Below are 23,092 nucleotides of genomic sequence, written 5' to 3' on the forward strand. Positions count from 1 at the left end.
TTGACGTCCGCACGACACCGACACGGTTTTATTACTCTCTGAGAGTGAGTAACTACCCGCTGTCATGACGAGTGAACGTTCCCTCCCCTCGCGCCCCACCCGGAGCGAAGCAGAGCACACCGAGAGCGCCCGACAGCCCCACGCACGCTGGGGGCCGTTCGACCGTCAGGCCCTTCCGGACGCGCTCAGGATCCGTCGGTGGACATCGTCTTCAGCAGGGCCCTCTCGCGCTTCGACGGTGTCCGCGGCACCCAGTCGTCCGTTCCGCCGAGGTAGTCGACCAGCCGCAGCCCCGGGTCATCGGCCTCGGCCGACCACCGGTCGTAGGTGGCTTCCAGGGCCGGCGCCAGAACGCCCCGCCACGGGAGCCGGTAGCGGTAGACGAACGGAGGTCGGCCCGGATCACCGACGGTGATGCGCCTCGTGATCATCTTGCTCTCGTGGTGCACCCGGGTCTCCGGGTTCAGCACGGTGGACCAGCCACCGATCCGCAGCACGCACCGGCCTTCGGTCCTTCGCACCTCCACGAGCTCTCGCCCGACCTGTTCCGACCAGACGACGTCGGAGTCCCCCTCGTGCGCGCCTGCCACCCGGCCCACCCCTCTCGCGGCGTGCGCTCCGCCCCATGGCCGCACCACCGTGATCACATGCTGGCCGAGGCTGCGGCGAAGCACAAGATCGCTCGTCGGACGGTCAGGTCATCGCCTGGCGCTCGCGCAGGGTGGCGGCGCCTTCGCCGTCGAGCTGGTCGCAGTAGGGCGCCCGGCCGGCCATCGCCATGACCAGGGCCAGGGTGGGACCGGACACCCGTGGGCCGTCACCGGCGGTGAAGGGACCGTCGGTGGCCGTCAGGTGCAGGCCCGCGGCGCGCTTCTTGGAGAGGACGGGCAGGTCGGAGCCCTGGTAGTGGGCGGCCAGGGCGGTCAGGGCGTCGATCGGGTAGTCGCGCGCGATGCCGAGCGGGCGGCGGATGTCCTCCGCGTGCACGACGGTCTCCCCGAGCATCGCCACTCTCGGCAGGGGCGGCTTGGTCGTGCTGGTGACCACCTGGCGAAACCGCGCGAGCGTCTCGGCCGGCGTAGCGCCCAGCTGCTCGGCCAGCCGCAGGGCGACCTGCCGGTCGAAGTCGAAGCGGCAGCGGATCACACCCACCATCCAGCGCACCGGGGTGAGACTCGCCCCCGCGGTCAGGTGCGCGAGCACCTCGCGGACGGTGAACCGGTCGCAGAGGGAGGGGGTGGCCCACTGCTCCTCGGCCAGCCCCGCCAGGTCGGCGGCCAGCGCGGCCCGCTCGGCGTGGATCTGCCCCCAGCTGCCACTCACGGGTCGGGGGCTGTCGGTCGGTGTCGACGGTGGCATGCGGGCTCTGCTCCTGTGCGGTATTCGGGCGTGCGCCGCTCCGGGCACTGGTGGAGCGAAGCCTCGCACGCGGGCGGCGACCGCGCATCCTCCGCGTCAGGCCCGGGCGAGGACGCAGAACTCGTGGCCCTCAGGGTCGGCGAGGACCGTCCACGGCACGTCGCCCTGGCCGAGGTCGAGGTCGGTGGCGCCGAGGGCCCGCAGCCGGGCCACCTCCGCGGCCTTGTCGTCACCGGGGTACGGCAGCAGATCGAGGTGGACGCGGTCCGGCACGGTCTTCGCGTCGGGGCTGCGGAGGAACTCCAGATACGGGCCGACGCCCTGGGCGGACCGCAACACCGCGGCGTCGTCGGCCACCTCGTGCAGGGTCCAGTCCAGCGCCACGCCCCAGAACCGGGCCATCGCCCGCGGATCCGCGCAGTCGACCACCACCGCGGCGATCGGCCCGGTGCCACGGTAGATCTCCCGAGGCTCCAGCACGCAGAACTCGTTGCCCTCGGGGTCGGCGAGGACCGTCCACGGCACGTCGCCCTGGCCCACGTCGGCGGGCGTAGCGCCGAGGGCCCGCAAGCGCGCGACCAGCTCCGACTGGTGGGCCGCGGAGGTGGTGGCGAGATCGAGGTGCACGCGGTTCTTCGTCGGTGTCTTGGGGTCCGGGACGGGAACGACCTCGATGCCGAGGGTGACCGGGTCCGGCCAGACGAGGCCGCCGTCCGGGCCCGCGTAGGTGGTCGCGCCGGACTCCCCGCTGCCGGCGCGCCAGCCGAGCGCCGCGGCCCAGAACCGGCCGAGAGCCGCATGGTCGAGGGCCTTGACGTTCACCTGGACGGGTCGCAGTGCCATGCCGGCGATCCTGGGCACCCGCTCACGGTTTGCGGGCCAGCGCGCAGGAGATCAGCTGCTCCCACACCGTCAGCTCGCGAGCGCCGGTGCCGTTGTCGGCGCCGGCGCCCGGGGTGGGGTCCGGGCGCCACAGCGAGCAGTTGACCAGGCCCGGTTCGAGCAGTTCGAGGTCGCCGAACAGGCCGATGATCTCCTCGTCGGTGCGCCAGCGGCCACGGCCGAGACTGCTCTGCAGTTTCTCCTCCACGACCCGGGTCTCCCCGTTGTCGCCGGAGCGGAAGTGGGAGATGTAGAACAGGCTGCCCGGGGACACCCGGTCCGCCCACCAGCGCACGGGATCGGCGGGCCGCTCGTCGTCGTTGAGGTGGTGCAGGACGCCGCTGAAGATGACGCCCACCGGCTCGGTGAAGTCGATCAGGCCCTGCACGTCGGGGTGGTCGTGGATCTTTTCGGTGTCGCGCAGGTCCGCCTGGACCACCGTGGTGCGCTCGTCGTCGGCCAACAGGGCGCGGCTGCGGGCCACTGCGCTCGGGTCGTGGTCGACGTAGGCGACGCGTGCCTCGGGATTGTGCCGCCGGGCGACCTGGTGCACGTTGTCGGCGGTGGGCAGGCCGCTGCCCAGGTCGACGAACTGGGCGATGCCCTCGTCGGCCATGGCGCCCACGGCGCGGATCAGGGCCTGGCGGTTGGCCCGCGCGATCGACGGCGAGCCGGGCAGGTCCTTGATGAAGATGTCGGCGATCTGGCGGTCGACGGGGTAGTTGTCCTTGCCGCCGAGCAGATAGTCGTAGATGCGGGCGATGCTCGGCTTCGACTGGTCATCCTCGGTGGTGCGATCCGTCATGGATACCAGCCTCCTGCCCTCGGACCGTTGCGGCCCCCATCGTAGGGGAACCAGCCTGGTCAGAGGCTTCCACGAACGGGTGAAGTCGGGTGAACCGACGCACCGTCAACCGCCGCCGAGGATCTCGACTCGCCCGATTCCTCGTCCGGGAGACCGGCGCCCACCAGGCGGGCGCACCCGCCGCGTGAGCCGTCCGGCGCGTGAGAAAGGGAAAAGGCAAGGAGCGCTGTCTCTCCTTGCCACTCTCAACTTATAGCGCGCCGGGGGGCTTGCCGCAAGGCCCCGGTCATGCCGCAGAATCGTCGCCTCATCCCCCAACCTGCGGAAATACCTCGGAGGAGAGTCACAGTGACTGAGCAGTACGTGGTGGGTCTTCACGAGGTCGACGAGACGCGGATCGCGACCGTCGGCGGCAAGGGCGCGAACCTGGGCGGGCTGGTGCGGATCGAGGGTGTCCGGGTGCCGGACGGCTTCTGCGTGACGACGGACGCCTTCCGACGGGTCATGGCGCAGGTGCCGTCGATCGACGAGTTGCTCGATCGGTTGTCACACGTGACGCCGGACGACCGGGAGGCGGTCCGCACGCTCAGCGCGCGGATCCGTCAGGCCATCGAGGCCGCCCCCGTCCCGGGCGATCTCGCGGCGGCCGTCACCGGCGCGCTCGCCCGGCTCGGCGAGCAGGCCGCCTGCGCCGTCCGATCGAGCGCGACGGCCGAGGACCTGCCGACGGCCTCCTTCGCCGGTCAGCAGGACACCTATCTGAACGTCGTGGGGCCGACGGCAATCCTCGGGCACGTCAGCCGTTGCTGGGCCTCGCTCTTCACCGAGCGGGCCGTGACCTACCGCCAGCGCAACGGCATCGACCACCGTGCGGTGCAGATGGCCGTGGTCGTGCAGCGGATGGTCCTCCCGCAGGCGGCCGGCATCCTGTTCACCGCCGACCCGGTCACGGGCAACCGGAAGGTCGCCACGGTGGACGCGGGCTTCGGCCTCGGCGAGGCCCTGGTCTCCGGCCTGGTGAACCCGGATGTCTTCACGGTGCGCAACGACGAAGTCGTCGCCAGGGCGATCGCCGCCAAGCAGCGTGCCGTCCATGCCCTGCCGAACGGTGGTGTGCAGGAGGTCGCGATCGACGCGCAGCGGCAGGAGCAGCCCGCCCTGACGGATGATCAGGTCCTGCGGCTCGTGCGGCTCGGGCGGCGGATCGAGGCACACTTCGGCCGCCCGCAGGACATCGAATGGTGCCTGGTCGACGACGACTTCGTGATCGTCCAGAGCCGGCCGATCACCACGCTCTTCCCCGTCCCCGAGAGCGGCGACCAGGAGAACCACGTCTACATCTCCGTCGGTCACGGGCAGATGATGACCGACGCCATGCGGCCGCTGGGGCTCTCCATGTGGCAGCTGACGGCCATGGTGCCGATGCACGAGGCCGGCGGGAGGCTGTGGGTCGACGCCACCCGGCGCCTGGCCTCGCCCGCGAGCCGCGCCGCCCTGCTGGACGTCATGGGCAGGAGCGACCCGCTGACCAGGGACGCGCTGGAAACCGTCCTCGACCACGACGGCTTCGTCCCCTCCCTCCCGGACCCGGCCCCCGGTGGGCGGCCGGCCGGCGGTGCGCCCGCCCCGATCGCGACCGATCCGGCCATCGTCACCGACCTGGTCGAACGCAGCCGGGCATCCATCGCCGCCCTGGAGCGCGACATCCGGACGAAGACCGGACCGGCGCTGTTCGACTTCCTGCTGGAGGTGGCCTTCGAGGAGCACAAGCGGGTCCTGGGTGATCCGCTGAACCTCCAGGCGATCATGGCGGGGATGGAGGCCACCTGGTGGCTCAACGACAAGCTGCAGGAGTGGCTGGGCGAGAAGAACGCCGCTGACACGCTGACGCTCTCCGCCCCCGGCAACATCACCTCGGAGATGGGACTGGAGCTGCTCGACGTCGCGGACGTGATCCGCGCGCACCCGCAGGTGGTGGCGTTCCTGCAGGGTGTCGAGGACGACGGCTTCCTGGACGAGCTGGCGAAACTGCCGGGCGGGAGCGAAGCACGCGACGCCCTGGAGGCCTACCTCGACCGGTACGGCATGCGCTGCGTCGGCGAGATCGACATCACGCGGCCGCGCTGGCGCGAGCGGCCCGGCACGCTCGTGCCCGTGATCCTGGACAACGTCAGGAACTTCGAACCGGGCGCCGCCGAGCGGCGTTTCGAGCAAGGGCGGCAGAAGGCCCGGCAGAAGGAACAGGAGGTGCTGTCACGCCTGCGGGCCCTGCCGGACGGCGAGCAGAAGGCCGACGAGACCAAGCGGATGATCGACCGGGTCCGGACCTTCATCGGGTACCGGGAGTACCCGAAGTACGGCATCGTCAGCCGCTACTTCCTCTACAAGCAGGCTCTGGTGGCGCAGGCCGAGCGCCTCGTGCGGGCGGGCGTGCTCGCCGAGCAGGAGGACGCCTTCTACCTCACGTTCCAGGAGTTCCACGAGGTCGTGCGCTCGAACCAGGTGGACGACCGGCTCATCGAGCAGCGCAAGGACGCGTTCCGTTCGTACCACGCGCTCACCCCGCCCCGGGTGCTCACCTCGGACGGCGAGGCCCTCACCGGGGCCTACCGGCGCGACGACGTGCCGGCCGGGGCGCTGACCGGCCTGCCGGTCTCCGCCGGGACCGTCGAGGGCAGGGCCCGCGTGATCCTCGACCTGGCGAAGGCCGATCTCGAAGCGGGCGACATCCTGGTCACGACCTTCACGGACCCCAGCTGGTCGCCGCTGTTCGTCGCGGTCGCGGGCCTGGTGACGGAGGTGGGCGGCCTGATGACCCACGGCGCGGTGATCGCCCGCGAGTACGGCCTGCCGGCCGTGGTGGGCGTGGAGCAGGCCACCCGGCTGATCCGCGACGGGCAGCGGATCCGGGTGCACGGGAGCGACGGGTACGTCGAGATCCTCTCCTGACGTCCGCACCACCCTGACGCCCTGGTCGGCCGCCCGTGCGGCACCGTCCGGGTGCACCCGGACACTCGCCAGGACCCGGCGGCGCCCATCACGCTAGGACCCGGCGGCGCCCATCACGGCCTTGGCAATGGTCGACTCGAGCTGCGCCACCGTGACGAGCCGGTCGGTGTTGGCCTGCGTGAGGCTGAAGCCCGCGGTGGTCGCGCCCACGATCAGCTGGCCGTCCAGGACACCGATGCCGACATGGGTCTCGGTGCCCATGGTGACGATGCCCGCCGTGCTGGCGTCGCCGAGCGCGGGCGTCTGCAGCGGGGTGAAGCCCGGGACCGCGGTGCTGGCCTGCGCGGACTGCTGGAAGGCCGCCGCGCTGTCCGCCGCACTCGCGTACAGGTCGACGGAGAGGGTCACCCGCTTGGTGCCGCTCGGGTCGGCGAACACCAGGCTCACCGTGCTCGTCGGGTGACCGACGGCGGTCGGGTCGGGGCCCACGCTGACCAGTTGCGTGACCTCGGAGAAGAGCCCTGCGACCGAGCTCAGCGGCAGCACCGCGTTGGCCGGCGCCGTGCTGCCGGCACTCGCCGTGCCAGTACTCGTCGCGGCGGCAATCGTCGTGGCGGCACTCGTCGTCGGCGTGGCGGCCTGCGCGGGCACCGCACCCACACCCGCCGCCAACACCCCGGCCGCTACGGTCGACAGCACGGCAAGCCGTACCTTCTGCATGATCATCACCCCATCGTCCGGTTGCTCCCTGGCGTGTCTCCCTTCCGCCAGTCTCCTCGCCCACCTCGGCCGCGTCGACGTGAAGCTCCCGCCGGTCCGGCGCTCCGCTGGCCGGGTCACGGTGGGTGTCCGGATGTTTCCCCAGGGCCCCGACGGGTGATCCCTTGCGGCCAGAACGGCGGCCGTCCGCGTCGCCGCGTCACGCTCCGAAAGGCCCTGCCGTGTCCGTTCGCTCCCTGCTTTCCGCCGTGCCCCGTCGCCACGGGCGGGCGGTCACCGCTCTGCTCACCGCCTCGCTGGTGCTGACCGCCGCGGGCCCTGCGGCGGCAGGGTCGGGTCCGGGGTCGGCCGGAGAGGACGGCGACGGGGCGCTGCGGGCGCGGCTGCAGGAGCTGGTCGACCGACCCGACGGCCCGCCCGGTGCCATCGCGGTGCTCCGTGACGGCGACCGTGTCCGGGTCTACCGGGCCGGAGTGGCCGAGGTCGGCACCGACCGTGCGCCCCGGTCCACCGACCACATGCGCCTGGCCAGTGCCGCGAAGGCGTTCAGCGGCGCGGTGGCGCTCCGGCTGGTCGACTGCGGGCTGCTCGGCCTGGACGACACCATCGCCGGCCGCCTGCCCTCGCTGCCGGCCGCCTGGGGTGCGGTGACGCTGCGCCAGCTGCTCAACCACACCAGTGGGCTGCCGGACTACAGCGCCGCGCCCGCGTTCGTCGAGCAGATCCGCGCCGATCCGCACCACGTGTTCGACTCCCGGCACCTGCTCGACTACGTCGCCGGCGAGGACCTCGAGTTCACCCCCGGCTCCCGCTACCACTACTCCAACTCCGACAACATCGCCGTCGCCCTGATGGCCGAGGCCGCGACCGGTCAGCGCTACGAGGACCTGCTGGCCACTGAGGTCTACCAGCCGCTGGGGCTCACCGGGACCAGCCTCCCGTCCGGCTATGAGCTGCCCGAGCCCTACCTGCACGGCTACGCCGTCCAGCGGAACGAACCGCCGCAGGACGTCAGCACGCTGTTCGGCGCGTCGGGAGCCTGGGCATCGGGCGGCGTGGTGTCCACGCCGAAGGACTTCAGCGCGTTCGCGGCCGGGTACGCGGGCGGCCCGCTGATCAGCGAAGCGACCCGTCAGCAGCAACGGGCCTTCGTCGCGGGCGCCTCCGAGCCGGCCGGCCCGGGAGCCAACCGCGCCGGGCTGGCGATCTTCGAGTACACCACCCGCTGCGGCGTGGTCTACGGGCACACGGGCAACACCGCGGGCTACACCCAGTTCGGCGCCGGCACCCCGGACGGCCGCCGCAGCCTCACCGTCTCCGTCACCTCGCAGGTCAACCAGAAGGTCGACCCCGACCTGCTGGAGCAGCTGCGCGGCGTCGAGGAGGACTTCGTCTGCGCCCTGCTGGACGGCTGAAGCGAAGCTCCGGCCGACACGGAACAGAACCGTCCGGACACCGCCGCGAGGCCGGTGTCCGGACGGTTCTGGTTCGTCGGACTCGTCAGAGGCGCTCGGGGACCGGGTTGCCGACGGCCTCGATGGCGCGGCGGACCGGAACCTTCACCAGCACGGCGAAGCCGATCACGAAGAACACCAGCAACGAGATGATCGCCGAGCGGTAGCTGCCGGTGACCTGGTAGGCGAGGCCGAAGACCAGCGGTCCCATCCAACTGGTGCCGCGGTCGCTGATCTTGTAGACGCTGAAGTACTCGGCCTCACGGCCGGCCGGGATGAGGTGCGAGAAGAGCGAGCGGGAGAGCGCCTGGCTGCCGCCGAGCACCAGCCCGATCATGCAGGCCAGCGCGTAGAACCAGACCGGCTGGTGGGCGGGCATGACGTACCCCAGAGCGAGGGTGACCACCCAGCCGACCAGGGAGCCGAGGACGGTCCGCTTGGCGCCGTACCGGCGGGCGATGCGGCCCAGCAGCAGCGCGCCGCCGATCGCCACGATCTGAACCAGCAGGACGGCGATGACCAGCGAGGTCTGGCCCATGCCGAGCTGCTCGCTGCCGTAGAGGGAGGCCTGGGAGACCACCGTCTGGATACCGTCGTTGTAGCAGAGGAAGGCACCCAGGAAGAGCAGGGTGAGCGGGTAGCGGCGCATGCCGCGCAGGGTGCGGGCGAGTTCGCGCAGGCTGCCGGCGGCGGGCTCGCCGTCGGCCGCGGTGGAGGCGGAGTCGCTGCGGGCGGGCTCGGTGCGGGCGGGGGCGACGCCGGCGCGGGAGGGCAGCCGGGTCAGCGGGACGAGGGTGAACAGTGCCCACCACAGACCGGCCGAGGCCAGGCAGATCCGCACCGCGGTGCCGGAGGAGAGACCGAGCGCGTCGTGGCCCTCGAACAGCGCCAGGTTGGCGATCAGCAGCAGTCCGCCGCCCGCGTAGCCGTATGCCCAGCCCTTGGAGGAGACCGCGTCGCGCTCGTCGGGGGCCGCCAGGCCCGGCAGGAAGGCGTAGGAGAGCGCGACCGACACCGCGTACGCGATGTTGGCGATCACCAGCAGTCCGGCGCCGAGCAGGTAGCGGCTCCCGCCGAGGAAGAACATCCCCATGGTGGCGACCGCGCCGACGTACGCGAAGCCGCACATCAGCTCCTTGTGACGCCCGGTGCGGTCGGCGATCGTGCCGATCACCAGCATCACCGCGACCGAGAGCAGCACGGAGAAGGAGACGGTGTAGGGGAAGAACGACCCCGCACGCACCGAGAGGCCCAGCGGGTGGACGTCGCCGCCCGCGTCGGCGGCGTTCTTGGCGAGCGTGGTGAGGTACGGCCCGAGAAACACCGTCAGGACCGTGGCCGAGAAAGCGGCATTGGCCCAGTCGTTCATGTACCAGCCGAACTGCGTCCGGCGCAGGGCGCGGGTGTCGGTGGCCGCCGACGAGTGGTCAGGCAGGTGGGTCGCGGTGTTCATGAGGTTCCCATCAGCGTGTTTCCGTCGGTCCAGCAGCCGCGCTCCGTGAACACGTCCCGCAGGACGTCGATGCGATCGGCCATGATGCCATCCACGCCCAGGTCCAGGAGAGCCCTGATCCGTGTGGCGTCGTCCACGGTCCAGACGTGAACCTGCAGGCCGGCGCGGTGGGCGGCGCGCACGAAGGCCCGGTCGACCACCCGCACGCCCCGGTGCCGCTCGGGAACCTGCGCGCACACCCCCGCCCACGACGCCCCTCGCCCCGGGAGCAGCGGTCCGGCCAGTGAGCGCAGCCGCAGCCGTGCCACCTCGCGCGGGCCGAGCGAGGTGGCCAGCCGGGGTCCGGCGGCGGCACGCACGGCGGCGAGGCGGGTGTCGGAGAATCCGCCGACGCAGACCCGGTCCCACGCATTGGTGCGGCGGATCACCTCGACCAGCGGCCCGACGGCGGGGGCCGCCTTGACGTCGATGTTGAAACGGGCCCGGGGGAACTCACCGAGCAGGTCCTCCAGCAGCGGGATGGGCTCGGTGCCGCCTATCCGGGCCTCGCCGACCGTGCTCCAGGGCAGTTCGCCCACCGCGCCGGCCCGGTCGGTGACCCGGTCCAGGCGGGAGTCGTGGAAGGCCACCAGCACACCGTCGGCGGTGGCGTGGACGTCCGTCTCCAGGTAGCGGTAGCCGAGGGCGACGGCCGCCGAGAACGCGGCGAGCGAGTTCTCGGGATGGCCGATCACACCTCCCCGGTGAGCGAAGGCCAGCGGCCCCCGGTGGTCGAGGAAGGGGTGCATCTCGGGCTCCGAGCTTTTGTGAGGGGAACGACGTCGGGGTCAGAGTGGGAGGAACTGTAGCGCCCTTCGTGGCGAGCAGCACCGCCCTGCCGAGTTTGCTACTCGCCAGTACCCAGCGGGGCGAAGTATGCCAGGCCCCTTCGGTGAGGTACATCCGCTGCGCGATCTGCGCGTTCGCCTGGCCCCTGGCCCCACCATCGAGGAAACGGTTTTTGAGTTCAGCAGCTGATCAGCTAAAGTTTCCGTGCGGCACGGGCCTATAGCTCAGACGGTTAGAGCGCTTCCCTGATAAGGAAGAGGCCACAGGTTCAAGTCCTGTTAGGCCCACCAGCGCTGAATGCCCGGAGTGGATATCCACTCCGGGCATTGTGGCATTCCCCCACTCCCCTACGCGCCCATGTGCCCGGCCGGGGCGAGGGCGTGCGGAGCTTCCTGTGCTCACCTGACCGCTGCGAGCGCCCGTCAGGCCAGTTCCTTGGCGTCCACCGACGGTGTGCCGGCCGGGGTGCTCCAACGGGCCTCGACCTTGCCGTAGCGCCAGTAGACCAGCGCGACGATCCAGGTCAGCGCGAACAGTGCGGCGATCGCGAAGCCCGCCTTGTTGATGTCGAAGTTCGCCATGAAGTCCCAGAAGGCGCCCTTGAGGTGCAGCTCGGAGGTGAGCACGCCGAGCAGCTCGATGGTGCCGATCAGGAAGGCCGCGGCGATCGACAGGCCGGTGATGACCAGGTTGTAGTAGACCTTGCGGACGGGGTTGGCGAAGGCCCAGCCGTAGGCGAAGTTCATGAAGCAGCCGTCCAGGGTGTCGAACAGCGTCATGCCGCCGGCGAAGAGCAGCGGCAGCGCGAGGACGGCGTAGAACGGCAGGCCGGAGGTGGCGGCGTAGGCCGTCGCGGCGAGCAGCACGACCTCGGTGGCGGTGTCGAAGCCGATGCCGAAGATCAGGCCGACGAAGAACATCTGCCAGGTGTGCTTGATCGTGCGCATGAAGCGGCCGAAGAAGCGGTACATCAACCCGCGTGCCTGGAGCTGGCGTTCGAGCTCGGCCTCGTCGAAGGTGCCGCGCCGCATGGCCCGGAACACCTTGGCGATGCCCGCCAGCACGACGAGGTTGAGCAGCGCGATGAGGTAGAGGAAGCTCGCCGAGGTGACCGTGCCGATGACGCCGCCGACGGTCTCGTAGCTGGAGTTCGGGTCGACCACCGCGCCGAAGACGGCCTTGGCGGCGATGGTGAGGCCGATGCCCACCACGCAGATGATGGTGGAGTGGCCCAGCGCGAAGAAGAAGCCGGTGCCCAGCGGGCGCTTCTCCTCCGCCATGAACTTGCGGGTGACGTTGTCGATCGCGGAGATGTGGTCGGCGTCGAAAGCATGACGGGCACCCAGCGTCCACGCGGTGAACGCGACGCCCATCCCGATGCCGAGCCCGTCGTAGTGGAAGTGGTGCGGCAGGACCGCGAACACGAAGATGCCCCAGCCGAGGCCGTTGAGGGCCAGGATCACCAGGGCCATCAGGCTCAGGCGTCCCCACTCGGAGGGCTGCAGCGCGTCGCGCATCGTTCTGAACCGGGTTGCCGGAGCGGGCAAGGCATCCTCCTCGGGATGCTCGCGGACAGGGCGGCACACCCGAGTCGGCCACGGCGGGCCGGGCGGGCCGTCCTTCCGTCGAGGCGGGAATCCGTGGCACGGCAGCAGGCGACCGGACTCGCCCCCCGAGGGGGACATCACCGTTGCGGGACAGTGCCGGGTTCACACCGGACTTCGCTGCTGGCACACCGTCACAGCAGGCGGCTGCAACCTTGCCAGGCTAGTGAGCCGCTCCCACCGGACTCAAGTCCACACAGGTCAAGACCCGGGAAACTCTGCACCGGACGGCTTCGCGCGCCGCCGCAGTCCGACGGATCGTCATATCGTTTCTTGGCAAGGCACTCTCTTGCTATCCCCGGCGGCCCGGGGGTGCGGTGAGGACGCAGTCCCCGCACAGGGCGCCCGCGTGGTCGGGGGCGGCCCGGTAGATCAGGCAGCAGCTGCGGCGGCGGAACCCGGTGCCGTCGTCGGCCGCGGTGCCCGCGCCCTGCAGGGGCGCACGGGCGAGCAGCTGAGCGACCAGTTCGCGCGCGCCCGGAGCCAGTTGAGGGGCCGAGCGGGCGATGGCCGCGGCGGCGCCGTTGACGGCGGAGGCCACGTTGCCGTGCAGGATCCGCGCCGAGACGCCGAACCCGGCGCCGAGCGCCTCGCTCAACTCCCGGACCGGGCCGTCGAGCAGGTCCGCGCCCAACCGGTCGGCGAGTTCGACCCGGTCGGCGACGGGTTCAAGGACCTGCTGCGGCAACGAGAGCGGGAACATGCCGCCGGGCACCGGCTGCCAGCGGGCCTCGCGCAGGCCGTACCGGAGCACCGCCCCGTCGAGGACGGCGACGGCGAAGGCCGGCGAGACGAGTCTGGCGGCCAGGCCGAGGTGGGTCACCGAGGCGGCCACCCGCTCCTCCACCGCTTCCAGCGGCTGGCCGCCGGCCGCCGCCAGGTAGGTGCGGACGCCGGCCACGCGCTCCCGCAACACGGCTGTATCGTCGAGCAGTTCGGCCATCGGCCGCCACGGCGGCAGGACCGGTCCGTCGTCGTGGCAGTCGATGGCGAAGAACGGCCCGAGGGCCGCGAGCCGTTGCGGCATCGCGGCCCCGGGGAGCTGCCGGGTCATGCGGCGACGACCGGCGCGGTCCCGGCCCCCGCACCCGCACCCGCACCCGAAGCGGCCTTGCGCGCCTCGGGGTCGAGCAGCCGCTCGGCCATCGGTCCGAAGACCAGTCCGAGGGTGGCCCACAGCAGGAGCTGGGCGGCCACGGACAGGAAGCGGAAGTCGAAGAGGGTGTCCGCCGGGAAGCCCGGGTAGACGATGGCGCCCTGCGGGTCGGTCAGCGGCAGCGGGGTCTCGGTCGCATGGTGACCGAACTCCTGCACATTGTCGGCCAGTTCGCCGAGCGACGGGAGGACGGCCATGATCGTGCCGATCACCACGACGTAGGCGCCGGCCGCCAGCAGGGTGGCGTTCCAGTTGCCGAACCGGGCCTGGAGGCGCTTGCCGAGAACGACCGCGAGCACCAGGAAGAGCACCGAGCAGGCCACCATCGCCAGGTAGAGGTTGCCGCGGTCACGGATGGTGTCGGGGTGACCGATCGAGGGCGGGTTGGCCGGGTACTTGATGAACGGCACGAAGTAGATGCCGAGGAATCCGCCCAGCGCCACCAGCATCGCGAGCGGGCGCGGCCGGAGCCGGCCGGTGCGTCCCAGACAGATGGCGTAGGCGACGGCGAAGAGCGCGCCCATCGCCGCGCCGAAGAGGATCATGCCGACACCGATGCCGATGTTGGCCTGAACGGTGCGGCTGAAGATGTCCGGGCCGCCCATGTCCATGGGCAGTCCGGCAGCCTTGTCGAGGGCCCCTTGGGCGGCGTCGCGCCCGCTCTCGTAGTCGATCGCCGTCCGGATCTGCGGCTCGGCGAAGATCCGGGCGAAGACGAACGCGAGCAGGCCGGCCACTGCGCCGGCGATGACGCCGCGCAGGACGAGTCTTTTTTCCATGTCGGGTTGTTCGCTGCTTCCGGTGGTCAGTGACAGGGGAAGCCGAGGAAATGGCGGGAGTCGTGCACGAACTCGTGGATGTGCATGTCCTTGCCGAACACGGAGTAGGCGCCCTGGTCGACGCCGATGAAGTAGTAGACGGCCAGCGCGATCAGCGCGCTGACGACGAGCCAGGCGGCGGCCCTGGCCGCAGGAACGACGACCGGGACGGGCAGGGCGGTGGGCCCGGGCAGACTGGTGCTCACAGTTGAGCCTCCTTCAGGGGATCGTGCGTCCCGCTCTTCGATGGGGCAGACCGTGATGGCGTCGTATCTGACTCACGAGCCGCCCGCAGGCGCCTCGCTCACAGTGGCGCGACCGTGCTGGAGTTCCACCAGCTTCCTTACGCCATCACTACTCACCGTAGGGTAAAGGCCCGGGAAAGGGGCCGTCAATGGCCGCCGATGCTCCCGGGGCACAATGCGGGCAAGGTCACGTGGCCGGCGTCGGCCACCGGGGTGGGCGCAGCAGGTGGTCTGCGCCCACCCCTCTCATCCCACGCCGGCACCTCAGCCGGCGAGTTCCTCCCGCAGGCGGCGGGCGGCGCCGACCAGGCTCTCCAGCGAGGCCCGGGTCTCGGGCCAACCGCGGGTCTTCAGGCCGCAGTCGGGGTTGACCCAGAGCCGCTCGGCGGGGATCGCCGCGAGCCCGGCGCGCAGCAGCTCGACGGCCTCCTCGGTGCTCGGCACCCGAGGCGAGTGGATGTCCCACACGCCCGGGCCGACCTCGCGCGGGTAGCCGGCCCCGGCCAGCTCTCCGGCCACCTCCATGTGCGAGCGGGCCGCCTCCAGCGAGATGACGTCGGCGTCCAGCTCGTCGATGGCCGTCATGATCGCGCCGAACTCGGCGTAGCACATGTGGGTGTGGATCTGGGTGTCGGCCCGCACCCCGGAGGTCGCGAGCCGGAACGCGGCCGTGGCCCAGTCCAGGTAGGCGGGGCGGTCGGCGGCGCGCAGCGGCAGCTTCTCGCGCAGCGCCGGCTCGTCGACCTGGACCACGGCCGCACCGGCGGCCTCCAGGTCGCGCACCTCGTCGCGCAGGGCGAGTGCCACCTGGAACGCGGTGTCCGCGAGCGGCTGGTCGTCGCGGACGAAGGACCAGGCGAGCATGGTGACCGGGCCGGTGAGCATGCCCTTGACCGGACGGTCCGTCAGGCTCTGCGCGTAGCCGAACCAGTCGGTGGTCATCGGGTGCGGGCGGGAGATGTCGCCGGCCAGCACCGGCGGGCGCACGTAGCGGGTGCCGTAGGACTGCACCCAGCCGTGCCGGGTGGCCAGGTAGCCGGTGAGCTGCTCGGCGAAGTACTGCACCATGTCGTTGCGTTCGGGCTCGCCGTGCACCAGCACGTCCAGGCCCGCCTTCTCCTGGTAGGCGATCACCTCGCGCACCTCGGCCTCGATACGCTCGCGGTAGGCGGCCTCGTCGATCCGCCGCGCGGTCAGGTCCGCGCGGGCGACCCGCAGCTCGGTGGTCTGCGGGAACGAGCCGATGGTGGTGGTCGGCAGCAGCGGCAGGCCGAGCCGGGCGCGCTGGGCGGCGGCCCGCTGCGGGTACGCCTGGGCCCGGCGGGCGTCGGCCTCGGTGACGGCCGCGGTGCGGGCGCGCACGGCCGGGTCCCGGGTGATCGGCGAGGCGGCGCGCGAGGCCAGATCGGCGCGGTTGGCGGACAGTTCGGCGCTGATCGAGCCGGTGCCCTCGCGCAGACCGCGGGCCAGCAGCGCCACCTCGGTGGCCTTCTGCTTGGCGAAGGCCAGCCAGCGCAGGATCTGCGGGTCGACCTCGCGTTCGGCGGCGGCGTCCAGCGGGACGTGCAGCAGCGAGCAGGACGGTGCGACGTCCACGGTACCGGCCAGCCCGAGCAGGGTCGCCAGGGTGGCCAGCGACTTCCCCAGGTCGTTGATCCAGATGTTGCGGCCGTCGACCACACCGGCGACCAGCCGCTTGCCGGGCAGCCCGCCGACGGCGGCGAGGCCGTCCAGGTTGGCGGCGGCGGGCCCGGTGAAGTCCAGGGCCAGGCCCTCCACCGGGGCCTTGGCGAGCACCGGCAGCGCCTCGCCCAGGCGGTCGAAGTAGCTGGCGACCAGCAGCTTCGGCCGGTCGGTCAGGGCACCGAGGTCACGGTAGGCGCGGGCGGCGGCGTTCAGCTCGGCCGGGGTGCGGTCCTGCACCAGCGCGGGCTCGTCCAGTTGCACCCACGCGGCACCGGCGGCGCGCAGCTGCGCCAGCAGGTCGGTGTAGACCGGCAACAGCCGGTCCAGCAGGGTGATCGGCTGGAAGTTCTCGGCCACCCCGGGCGCCGGCTTGGCCAGCAGCAGGTAGGTGACCGGGCCGACCAGCACCGGGCGGGCGTCGTGGCCGAGCGCCAGCGCCTCGCGCAACTCGGCGACGGCCTTGGCGGGGTTCGCCGCGAAGGTGGTGTCGGGGCCGAGTTCGGGCACCAGGTAGTGGTAGTTGGTGTCGAACCACTTGGTCATCTCCAGCGGCGCGACGTCCTGGGTGCCGCGGGCCATCGCGAAGTACCCGTCCAGCGGGTCGGCGTCGACGGCGGCGCGGTGGCGGGCCGGGATCGCCCCGACGGCGACGGTGGTGTCCAGCACGTGGTCGTAGAGCGAGAAATCACCGGTGGGCACCTGGGCGATACCGGCCTCGGTGAGCTGCCGCCAGTTCTCCCGGCGCAGGTCGGCGGCGGTGGCCAGCAGGGCTTCGGCGGTGACCGTGCCCTTCCAGTAGCCCTCGATCGCCTTCTTGAGCTCCCGGTTACGGCCCTGGCGGGGGTAGCCGTGGACGGTGGAGCGGGTTGCCGCGGCTGCGGACTTCGTGGTCAAGGGACTCTCCTTCGCGAGCCTGTCTCAGGGTTCCCGGCGATGTCACGGGACGCGAAGAGGTGCCGAACCGGGCGGGGCCGCAGACGCCAGAATGCGCCGGACCCGCCTGGTTGTGCACGCCGACCCGCCCACGAGGTCACCGGGATTTCCGCGCGCGAACGGTCGCGTGCGCACAACGGGCAGGTCTTCGGACTCGCGGGCACGCCCACCCTTGAAGGGCGGACACCTACTGGCCGTCGCTTCCCAGGCCCGAACTCCCGGACCCAGTGCGTATGACGGCGGTCGTTCCCACTCACCGCTGCGGGGCAGTCCCGGATTCCCACCGGGTTCCCTCTTGCGACACCCTGCCTGGCGGACAGGGCGAACCAGTTGCACCGGTCAGCCTATAGCCGATCCACCGGCGAGTCGCGGGTGAATCACTCGACTGCCCACATCGTGGGACGAGCTCGGATCCGCCGCAGGCCTCCCCCGCTTCGCAGGAGCCCGGCCTGCCGGGTGCCGAGGAGCCGGCGGCCGCAAGGCCGTGTGGAAACGCCCTGGTGCCCGGAGCCAGGGGCTGCGGGCACCAGGGCGTTCGATCGGCGCGGGTCAGGGCAGCAGGAGGAGCTTGCCCGTGGTGCGGCGGCTCTGCAGGTCGGCGTGGGCGCGTGCGGCCTCGGCCAGGGGGTAGCGCTGGGCGACGTCGGCCGAGAGGGTTCCGTCGCGCAGCCAGGCGAACACCTCGTGGGCGCGCTCGGCGAGTTCGGCGGGATCGGTGGCGTGGTCGACCAGCGTCGGGCGGGTCAGGAAGAGCGAGCCGCCGGAGCCCAGGTGCTGCGGGTCGAACGGGGGCACGGGGCCGGAGGCCGCGCCGACCAGGACGAAGGTGCCGCGCGGGCGCAGCGCGGCCAGGCCAGTGCGGAAGGTGTCGCGGCCCACGCCGTCGTAGACCACGTCCACGCCCCGGCCACCGGTCAGCTCCCGCACCTGGGAGGCGATCTTGTCGGCCTCCTCGAAGCCGCCCGGCGGCACCACCAGCACGTCGCGCACCCCCGCCGCGGTGGCGGCGGCGGCCTTGGCCTCGCTGGAGACGGTGCCGATCACGTGCACGCCGCGCCGCGAGAGCACCCGGGCCAACTGCTGGCCCAGGCCGCCGGCCGCCGCCGGGATCAGGGCGCTCTGGCCGGCCTCGGCACGGAAGGTGCTGGTGACCAGGTAGTGCGCCGTCAGACCCTGGAGCAGGACGGCGGCGGCCGCCTCCTCGCTGATGTCCGCGGGCAGCCGGACGGCGGCGCGCGCGGGCACCACGACCTGCTCGGCGTAGCTGCCGGGCGCGGCCCACCAGGCGACCCGGTCGCCGGGGGCGGTGCCGGTCACCTCGGGGCCGACCGACAGCACCGTGCCGGCGCCCTCGCAGCCGGCCACGAGCGGGGCCTTCAGCGGGCTGCGGCCCTCGCGCTCGTAGACGTCCTTGTAGTTGACCCCGGCGGCGGTGAGCCGGACCACCAGCTCGCCCGGCCCGGGCTGCGGGTCCGGGCGCTCGGCCAGGGCCAGGACCTCGGGGCCGCCGAATTCCTCGACGACGACTGCTCGCATGTCGACCTCTCGTCGGACAGTTCAGAAGACGGTTCGGAAGATGGATCGGAAGATGGTTGAGCGTGTGGGAAACGGCAGCTGACCCGGCGTTATTCCACGTGCTTGTCGGCCGCGTTCAGCGCCTCGTCCAGGATCTCCAGCCCCTGGCGCGCCTCGTCGTCGGTGATGGTGCACGGCGGCACCAGGTGGATCCGGTTGTAGTTGTACACCGGCCACATGCCGCGCTCCTTGCACGCGGCGACGACCTCGTCGACCGGGCCGGTCTGGCCCGCCCCGGCGGCGTAGGGCACCAGCATCTCGCGGGTCTCGCGGTTGCGGACCAGCTCGACGGCCCAGAAGACGCCGAGCCCGCGCACCTCGCCGATGCTGGGGTGGCGCTCGGCCAGCTCGCGCAGGCCGGGACCGAGCACGTCCTCGCCGATCCGGGCGGCGTTCTCGACGATGCCCTCCTCCTTCATCGCCGTGATGGCGGCGACGGCGGCGGCACAGGCCAGCGGGTGGCCTGAGTAGGTCAGGCCGCCGGGGTAGACGACCTCGCGGAACGTCTCGTGGATCGCGTCGGAGACGAGCACGCCACCGAGCGGCACGTAGCCGGAGTTGACGCCCTTGGCGAAGGTGATCAGGTCGGGGGTGACGCCCCAGTGGTCGATGGCGAACCACGCGCCGGTGCGCCCGAAGCCGGACATCACCTCGTCGGCGATCATCACGATGCCGTACTTGTCGCACAGCGCGCGCACGCCGGCCAGGTAGCCGGGCGGCGGGACCAGGATGCCGGCGGTGCCCACGACGCTCTCCAGCATGATCGCGGCGATCGTCGTGGGGCCCTCGAACTCGATCACCTGCGCCAGGTGCGCCAGCGCGCGGGCGCTCTCCTCGGCCTCGGTGGTGGCGTGGAAGTGCGAGCGGTACAGGTAGGGGCCGAAGAAGTGCGCGACGTTGCCGGCGGCACTGCCCGAGCGCTCGTTGGGCCAGCGGCGCGGGTCGCCGGTGAGGCTGATCGCGGTGGAGGTGCCGCCGTGGTACGAGCGGTAGGCGGAGAGCACCTTGGGGCGGCCGGTGTGCATCCGGGCCATCCGCACGGCGTGCTCGTTGGCGTCGGCGCCGCCGTTGGTGAAGAAGACGTGGCCGAGGTCGCCGGGGGCCAGCTCGGTGATCAGGCGGGCCGCCTCGCCGCGCTTGTCGTTGGCGAAGGTGGAGGCGATCATGCAGATCCGGTCGGCCTGCTCCTTGATCGCCGCGACCACCTTGGGGTGCGCGTGGCCGATGTTGAGGTTGATGAACTGGGAGGAGAAGTCGAGGTAGCGCTTGCCCTCGTAGTCCCAGAAGTGCCGCCCGGCGGCGCCCGCCACCGGGATCGGGTTGACGGCGCCCTGGGCGGCCCAGTTGTGGAACAGGTGCGCGCGGTCGTCGGCGAAGACCCGGCGGCCCTCCTCCGGGTCGGGGGCGGGAAGCTGCACGGCGGGCTCGTGAGTGGTCATCAAAACCTCTGCGAGTTCTCGGACCGCGTGTAGTGCGGTGTACGGGTGTGGAAACGGTCCTCGTGGTCGAGGAAGTAGCGGATGTCGGCGGTGGCCGCCTCGAACGGGGAGCGCTCGGGCGTCCCGGGCGGCTCGCTCAGCAGCGCGGCGTGCCGGCGCAGCACGGCCGTGGAGAACGGCAGCGCGCCGGCGTCGGCGTAGCGGATGGCGCCGGAGCGGTCGCGGCGCGGCACGACCTGCGCGTGGGCGTGGATGCTGGCGCTGAAGGGGATGTCCAGGCGCCCGGCGGCGAAGGCGGCCTCGATCGCGGGGATCAACTCGCCCTCGGCGAGCACCGGGTCGACGAGTTCGGCGACCTCGCGTTCGATCCAGTGCTGCTCCTCGGCCACCCGGTCCTCGTCGATCCGCACGAAGTCGAGCAGCTCGCCGGCGCCGAGCGCGGCGCCCCGGATGCCGTCGGCGTTCGCCTCGGCCTCGGGGATGCCGTAGGCCTCCTGGTGGGTCTTGTTGATCACCTTGGCGGCGCCGCCGAGCCGGGCGAGCAGGCCGCCGTGCAGGATCAGCAGCTCGGCGTAGGAGCGGGTGCGCGGGAAGACGCCCATGAACTCGTGCAGCACCGGGTAGACCTCGACGGCCGGGTCCAGGTAGCGGGCGGCCAGTGTGCGCACGGCGCGCAGCGCGGCCACGTCCTGGTGGGTCTCGCCGCCCTGCGGGTAGGCGATCGACAGGCAGCGCACGCCCTCGCGGGCCGCGGCCACCGCCTCCAGCACGGTGACGGCCAGGCTGACCGAGGGTGGCACCAGCACCGCGGTCAGGGTGCCGAAGAGCTCGCGGTCGATCACCACGCCCGCCTCGGCGAGCACCCCGCACAGCGCGTCGACCTGCTGCCAGGCGCGCAGCGAGTGGCCGAGCGGGACGTTCTTGGAGTAGGGCAGGTTGTAGCCGATCCCGCCGCCCTCGTAGGAGGTGAGGCCGGCGGCGAGGGCGACGGCGAACAGCTCGCGCCCGTCCGGCGAGCCGTGCCGGACCTCCAGCGGGACGCCCACGGCGTCGGCCAGTTCGCGCCCGCGCTGCCAGCCGTGCGCCACCAGCGGGTAGCCGTTGAGGTCGCCGGGGTCGCGGGCGAGCGTCTCGGCGGCGGTGTCGAAGTGCCGCAGCCGGGTGTGCGAGTCGATGGTGACCGACAGCACGCCCGGTCCGGCCGGCTCCAGGGCGCGCAGCAGGTCCAGCATCTGCTGGTGGCCGCCGACGCCGCAGCGCGGCTGCACCACCGGGCGCCCGGCCGCCCGGGCGGCGCGCAGCACCTCCACCACCGGGCGCCGGGTGCGCAGGTGCGCCACCGTTTCGGCCCAGTCGGGCAGTTCGGCGGCGACCTGGTCGTCGAGGTGCAGGCCGTGCAGGTCAGCCATGCTGCAACTCGGCCGCCCGGGCGGCGTGCACCATGTCGAGCAGCAGGATCAGGCCGCTCGCGTCGTCCAGCAGGTGGTCCACGCCCAGGTCGAGCAGGCGCTGCCGGTCGGTGTCGGCCTTGCGGCTGCCGACCGACAGGTTGCCGCCGACGACGACCGGGCAGCGCAGCCGCCCGGCGGCGCGCAGCCCGGGCAGGGTGCGCAGGTCCTGGTGGGCGTGGCCGTTGAGGGTGCCGATCAGCACGGCCTCGGCCTCGGGGTGGCGGTCGTGGGCGTCGGCGAAGTCGGCCAGCGGGGTGCACACGCCGAGGTTGACCACGGTGAAGCCGTGGGCCCGCAACTGCATGGCGATCAGCTGGTTGGCCACGGCGTGCGCGTCGCTCTCGGCCACGCCCAGGATGACCAGGCGGTCCATCGACCCGTCAGCGGTGTTCATCAGGAGTGCCCTTTCGGTGGGAACGGTCCGGGTGCGGCGGCGCTCGGTCCGCCAAGGCGGCGGTCAGTCCTCGAAGGCGGCGAACAGTTCGCGGTGGTTGACCTCGGCCAGGCGGTCGGGGTGGTACTCCTCGGGGTCGGCGTGGCGCAGCGAGTCGAAGACCAGGTCGATGGCGGCCACCAGGCCCCAGACGTGGTGGTAGGCCGGCCACCCGGGGTGCCCGCGCCGGTGGTCGTCCTCGCGGGCGAACAGGTAGTTGGCCCAGTCCCGGCTCATCGGGGCGCGGTGGTGGAAGTCGTGCACCACGGTGTCGCCGGTGAGCACCAGGTAGCGGGCGGGGAAGTGCACCAGCAGCATCCGGCCGCCCCACCGGGCCCAGGCCGCCGCCCGGCGCACCGGCGGCAGGCCGGGCGGCGGGGCCGCCTCGCCGATGAAGATCGCGTTGGTCAGGGCGGCGAAGTAGTCCCGGCCGCGGCGCACCGGCTCGTCGGGGGCGGGGAAGGTGTGCTTGACGCAGAGCCGGAAGGTGTTGCTGACCTGGTAGAGCACGGTCATCGGGACGACCCAGGCGACCAGCAGGAGGACCCACAGGTGCAGCAGGGTCGCCAGCCCCGCCACCGCGACCCACCCGAGGGCGGTGCCGGTGCGCCAGGCCGGCTCGGCGGAGTGGAAGTAGGAGCGGATCCTGGCGGTCAGGAAGCGCGCGTGGAAGACCGGGGAGACGGTCTTGAGCAGCGTGCGGCGCCACATCTCGCGCCGGCTCATCCCCGGGCGCAGTCCTAGGCTGACCAGGAACGCCTGCACGGTGGGATCGCGCAGCGTCATGTGGTGCACGGCGTGGTGGTCGGAGACGTGCTCGGTGCTGTAGCGGCCGAAGTCCTGGATCACCAGCAGCGCGGCGATCGTGCGGCCGAGCAGCACGTCGCGGCGCTTGTGGCCCCACATGTTGAGGTGGGCGCACTGGTGGTAGACCATCATGCGCAGGTTGCGGGCGCCGTGCAGGGTCATCGCCCAGCCCACCGGCACCAGCAGCAGCCACCAGCGCCCGGCCGCCAGCGCGAGCGCGCCGGCGGCCAGGCCCGCGGTGACCGACACCGAGGCGTTGACCAGGTGCCTGGTCGGGGTGTACGCGGTGCGGGGCTGGTCGGCGAGCGGACGGCCCGTCAGCAGGGTCAGCGGCAGGGCGAACGCGGCGGGCAGCCGCCGCATCGACTCGCGGACGGGGTCGTCCGCCGCCTCGTGCCCGGCGGCCGGCGCAAACGGGCGGTACACCTCGGATCTCACCGAATCTCTCTTCCCGGGCGTGGTTGTGCGGTGGAAAAGGCGGCTCCAGGGCCGGTC

The 23,092-nt window shown here is 72.1% G+C and carries 19 protein-coding genes, 1 tRNA gene and 3 riboswitches; of the genes, 3 read left to right on the forward strand and 17 right to left on the reverse strand.

Going from position 1 to position 23,092, the window contains the following annotated elements:
• Positions 1-185: 185 nt before the first annotated feature.
• The 4 genes from OG500_RS02795 to OG500_RS02810 form a co-directional block, all read right to left on the reverse strand.
• Positions 186-590 (reverse strand): hypothetical protein, encoded by a 405-nt coding sequence (locus OG500_RS02795; protein ID WP_327064743.1) that lies wholly within the window; start codon positions 588-590, stop codon positions 186-188.
• Between the two features lie 103 nt (positions 591-693).
• Positions 694-1,359: a maleylpyruvate isomerase family mycothiol-dependent enzyme gene (locus OG500_RS02800; RefSeq protein WP_442789097.1), complete on the reverse strand. Its 666-nt coding sequence runs from the start codon at positions 1,357-1,359 to the stop codon at positions 694-696.
• Between the two features lie 96 nt (positions 1,360-1,455).
• Positions 1,456-2,202 carry a VOC family protein gene (locus OG500_RS02805; protein WP_329576118.1) on the reverse strand — a complete coding sequence of 249 codons (747 nt, stop codon included), beginning with the start codon at positions 2,200-2,202 and terminating at the stop codon, positions 1,456-1,458.
• Between the two features lie 22 nt (positions 2,203-2,224).
• The gene (locus tag OG500_RS02810; protein WP_329576122.1) at positions 2,225-3,046 is read right to left on the reverse strand and encodes an SAM-dependent methyltransferase; all 822 of its coding nucleotides are present in this window, start codon (positions 3,044-3,046) and stop codon (positions 2,225-2,227) included.
• A gap of 348 nt (positions 3,047-3,394) precedes the next feature.
• Here OG500_RS02810 and rph point away from each other — a divergent pair, with 348 nt between their 5' ends.
• Positions 3,395-5,995 (forward strand): rifamycin-inactivating phosphotransferase, encoded by a 2,601-nt coding sequence (gene rph, locus OG500_RS02815; RefSeq protein WP_329576126.1) that lies wholly within the window; start codon positions 3,395-3,397, stop codon positions 5,993-5,995.
• A 93-nt stretch (positions 5,996-6,088) separates the two neighbouring features.
• Here rph and OG500_RS02820 read toward each other — a convergent pair whose 3' ends face one another.
• Positions 6,089-6,721 carry a hypothetical protein gene (locus tag OG500_RS02820; RefSeq protein WP_329576129.1) on the reverse strand — a complete coding sequence of 211 codons (633 nt, stop codon included), beginning with the start codon at positions 6,719-6,721 and terminating at the stop codon, positions 6,089-6,091.
• 242 nt (positions 6,722-6,963) lie between these two features.
• Between OG500_RS02820 and OG500_RS02825 the strand changes: the two genes are divergently transcribed.
• Positions 6,964-8,130 carry a serine hydrolase domain-containing protein gene (locus OG500_RS02825; protein WP_329576132.1) on the forward strand — a complete coding sequence of 389 codons (1,167 nt, stop codon included), beginning with the start codon at positions 6,964-6,966 and terminating at the stop codon, positions 8,128-8,130.
• An 85-nt stretch (positions 8,131-8,215) separates the two neighbouring features.
• Here OG500_RS02825 and OG500_RS02830 read toward each other — a convergent pair whose 3' ends face one another.
• Positions 8,216-9,622: an MFS transporter gene (locus tag OG500_RS02830; protein ID WP_329576135.1), complete on the reverse strand. Its 1,407-nt coding sequence runs from the start codon at positions 9,620-9,622 to the stop codon at positions 8,216-8,218.
• Positions 9,619-10,410: a glycerophosphodiester phosphodiesterase gene (locus tag OG500_RS02835; protein ID WP_327064757.1), complete on the reverse strand. Its 792-nt coding sequence runs from the start codon at positions 10,408-10,410 to the stop codon at positions 9,619-9,621. Before OG500_RS02835 ends, OG500_RS02830 begins: the two co-directional genes overlap by 4 nt.
• A gap of 253 nt (positions 10,411-10,663) precedes the next feature.
• On the opposite strand from OG500_RS02835, the gene OG500_RS02840 reads away from it, so the two are divergent.
• Positions 10,664-10,740 (forward strand) — tRNA-Ile (locus tag OG500_RS02840).
• A gap of 132 nt (positions 10,741-10,872) precedes the next feature.
• Here the strand turns inward: OG500_RS02840 and OG500_RS02845 are convergent.
• The 10 genes from OG500_RS02845 to OG500_RS02890 all read right to left on the reverse strand — a co-directional run bounded on the left by OG500_RS02845 (position 10,873) and on the right by OG500_RS02890 (position 23,035).
• Positions 10,873-11,997, reverse strand: coding sequence for a HoxN/HupN/NixA family nickel/cobalt transporter (locus OG500_RS02845; RefSeq protein WP_327064758.1), 1,125 nt, complete (start codon positions 11,995-11,997; stop codon positions 10,873-10,875).
• Positions 11,998-12,083: 86 nt separating this feature from the next.
• A riboswitch (cobalamin riboswitch) is annotated at positions 12,084-12,224 on the reverse strand.
• 122 nt (positions 12,225-12,346) lie between these two features.
• Entirely contained in the window at positions 12,347-13,108 is a 762-nt protein-coding gene (locus OG500_RS02850) for a (2Fe-2S)-binding protein (protein ID WP_329576139.1), read from the reverse strand.
• Positions 13,105-13,989: a CbtA family protein gene (locus OG500_RS02855; RefSeq protein WP_329576141.1), complete on the reverse strand. Its 885-nt coding sequence runs from the start codon at positions 13,987-13,989 to the stop codon at positions 13,105-13,107. The genes OG500_RS02850 and OG500_RS02855 overlap by 4 nt, the downstream gene beginning before the upstream one ends.
• A gap of 26 nt (positions 13,990-14,015) precedes the next feature.
• Positions 14,016-14,234, reverse strand: coding sequence for a CbtB domain-containing protein (locus OG500_RS02860; RefSeq protein ID WP_329576144.1), 219 nt, complete (start codon positions 14,232-14,234; stop codon positions 14,016-14,018).
• Positions 14,235-14,274: 40 nt separating this feature from the next.
• A riboswitch (cobalamin riboswitch) is annotated at positions 14,275-14,396 on the reverse strand.
• Between the two features lie 141 nt (positions 14,397-14,537).
• Positions 14,538-16,853: a 5-methyltetrahydropteroyltriglutamate--homocysteine S-methyltransferase gene (metE, locus tag OG500_RS02865; protein WP_329576147.1), complete on the reverse strand. Its 2,316-nt coding sequence runs from the start codon at positions 16,851-16,853 to the stop codon at positions 14,538-14,540.
• A 161-nt stretch (positions 16,854-17,014) separates the two neighbouring features.
• A riboswitch (cobalamin riboswitch) is annotated at positions 17,015-17,238 on the reverse strand.
• A 203-nt stretch (positions 17,239-17,441) separates the two neighbouring features.
• The gene (locus OG500_RS02870; RefSeq protein WP_329576150.1) at positions 17,442-18,428 is read right to left on the reverse strand and encodes a quinone oxidoreductase family protein; all 987 of its coding nucleotides are present in this window, start codon (positions 18,426-18,428) and stop codon (positions 17,442-17,444) included.
• A gap of 89 nt (positions 18,429-18,517) precedes the next feature.
• Positions 18,518-19,906 carry an aspartate aminotransferase family protein gene (locus OG500_RS02875; RefSeq protein ID WP_327064763.1) on the reverse strand — a complete coding sequence of 463 codons (1,389 nt, stop codon included), beginning with the start codon at positions 19,904-19,906 and terminating at the stop codon, positions 18,518-18,520.
• Entirely contained in the window at positions 19,906-21,315 is a 1,410-nt protein-coding gene (locus OG500_RS02880) for a methylaspartate mutase (protein ID WP_329576155.1), read from the reverse strand. Before OG500_RS02880 ends, OG500_RS02875 begins: the two co-directional genes overlap by 1 nt.
• Positions 21,308-21,751 carry a cobalamin-dependent protein gene (locus OG500_RS02885; protein ID WP_327064765.1) on the reverse strand — a complete coding sequence of 148 codons (444 nt, stop codon included), beginning with the start codon at positions 21,749-21,751 and terminating at the stop codon, positions 21,308-21,310. Before OG500_RS02885 ends, OG500_RS02880 begins: the two co-directional genes overlap by 8 nt.
• Positions 21,752-21,814: 63 nt before the next feature.
• Positions 21,815-23,035: a fatty acid desaturase gene (locus tag OG500_RS02890; protein ID WP_327064766.1), complete on the reverse strand. Its 1,221-nt coding sequence runs from the start codon at positions 23,033-23,035 to the stop codon at positions 21,815-21,817.
• Positions 23,036-23,092 lie beyond the last annotated feature (57 nt).

Source organism: Kitasatospora sp. NBC_01250 (genome assembly GCF_036226465.1).
Lineage (GTDB): Bacteria > Actinomycetota > Actinomycetes > Streptomycetales > Streptomycetaceae > Kitasatospora.